The sequence below is a fragment of the Protofrankia sp. BMG5.30 genome (assembly GCF_001983005.1).
GTDB lineage: Bacteria > Actinomycetota > Actinomycetes > Frankiales > Frankiaceae > Protofrankia > Protofrankia coriariae.
The window spans coordinates 1-2,135 of record NZ_MOME01000092.1; the positions used below are offsets into that span (position 1 = coordinate 1).

Genomic DNA, 2,135 nt, shown 5'->3' on the forward strand with positions numbered 1-2,135 from the left:
TGGGCTGCACACATGCTACAATGGCCGGTACAAAGGGCTGCGATGCCGTGAGGTGGAGCGAATCCCAAAAAGCCGGTCTCAGTTCGGATCGGGGTCTGCAACTCGACCCCGTGAAGTCGGAGTCGCTAGTAATCGCAGATCAGCAATGCTGCGGTGAATACGTTCCCGGGCCTTGTACACACCGCCCGTCACGTCACGAAAGTCGGTAACACCCGAAGCCGGTGGCCCAACCCWTGTGGGGGGAGCCGTCGAAGGTGGGACCGGCGATTGGGACGAAGTCGTAACAAGGTAGCCGTACCGGAAGGTGCGGCTGGATCACCTCCTTTCTAAGGAGCGTTCTGGCGCATGACCTGTGAGGGTTGTGTGTTCAGGGGCCAGTGCCGGATGTTCAGGCCGGCCTGGTGCTCGATGGCGTGGAACGCTGACTGGTTGGATCTTTTCTGGCTGCTGCTGGATGTCTAGTACGCCTTGTCCTCCGTGTGGGGGTGGGGGTGGAACGGGTCTGGTGGGGGTGGGAGGGGTCTACGTGGCACGCTGTTGGGTCCTGAGGGAGTGAGTGTGCTTCCTTGGCGATCGGGGTGCCCTTCTGGTGGCTGTGTGTGGGCTGCTGGGGGGGTGCGGTCGTGAGTGCGGACCATCTGCTGTCGTGGGACTGCCATCCGGTGTGGTGGTGGGCCGCGGTGGGGGTGGGTGGGGCCGTCTGTATCTTGAGAACTACACAGTGGACGCGAGCATCTTTGTGGCCAAGTTAGTAAGGGCACACGGTGGATGCCTTGGCACCAGGAGCCGATGAAGGACGTGGGAGGCTGCGATATGCCTCGGGGAGCTGTCAACCGAGCTGTGATCCGAGGATTTCCGAATGGGGAAACCCGGCAGGGCTTGAAATCCTGTCACCCGCGCCTGAACACATAGGGCGCGTGGAGGGAACGCGGGGAAGTGAAACATCTCATTACCCGCAGGAAGAGAAAACAACCGTGATTCCGTGAGTAGTGGCGAGCGAAAGCGGATGAGRCTAAACCGATGGCGTGTGAGAGCCGGCAGGCGTTGCGTGGTCGGGGTTGTGGGAGCGTTCGGGCGGATCTGCCGATCTGTCGAGGAGTGAGAAAGCGTCGTGTTAGTCGAAGGTCATGCGAATGGACTGCCGTAGAGGGTAAGAGTCCCGTAGGCGAAAGCATRGCGTCTCCTGAGCGTTATCCCAAGTAGCACGGAGCCCGTGAAATTCCGTGTGAATCTGGCGGGACCACCCGCTAAGCCTAAATACTCCCTGGTGACCGATAGCGGACGAGTACCGTGAGGGAAAGGTGAAAAGTACCCCGGGAGGGGAGTGAAATAGTACCTGAAACCGTGTGCTTACAATCCGTGGGAGCGGGGGCTTGCCCCTGTGACCGCGTGCCTTTTGAAGAATGAGCCTGCGAGTTTGCGATGTGTGGCGAGGTTAACCTTTGTGGGGGAGCCGTAGCGAAAGCGAGTCCGAACAGGGCGTTTGAGTCGCATGTCCAAGACCCGAAGCCGAGTGATCTATCCATGGCCAGGTTGAAGCGCGGGTAAGACCGTGTGGAGGACCGAACCCACCAGGGTTGAAAACCTGGGGGATGAGCTGTGGATAGGGGTGAAAGGCCAATCAAACTCGGTGATAGCTGGTTCTCCCCGAAATGCATTTAGGTGCAGCGTCACGTGTTTCTTGCCGGAGGTAGAGCACTGGATGGCCTAGGGGGCCTACAAGCTTACTGAAGTCAGCCAAACTCCGAATGCCGGTAAGTGAAGCGTGGCAGTGAGACTGCGGGGGATAAGCTTCGTAGTCGAGAGGGAAACAGCCCAGATCGCCAGCTAAGGCCCCTAAGCGTGCGCTAAGTGGGAAAGGATGTGGAGTCGCGGAGACAACCAGGAGGTTGGCTTAGAAGCAGCCACCCTTGAAAGAGTGCGTAATAGCTCACTGGTCAAGTGGTTCTGCGCCGACAATGTAGCGGGGCTCAAGCGCACCGCCGAAGCTGCGRCATACACACGTGTGTGTATGGGTAGGGGAGCGTCGTGTGGCGTGTGAAGCGGCGGGGTGACCCAGCCGTGGATGCTACACGAGTGAGAATGCAGGCATGAGTAGCGAATGACGGGTGAGAATCCCGTCCGCCGGATGACTA

At 59.4% G+C, this 2,135-nt stretch carries 2 rRNA genes; both read left to right on the top strand.

Annotation, left to right across the window (positions count from 1 at the left end):
- Positions 1-326: ribosomal RNA gene (locus tag BL254_RS24675) — 16S ribosomal RNA — on the top strand; the annotation flags it as partial.
- A gap of 415 nt (positions 327-741) precedes the next feature.
- Positions 742-2,135: ribosomal RNA gene (locus BL254_RS24680) — 23S ribosomal RNA — on the top strand; the annotation flags it as partial.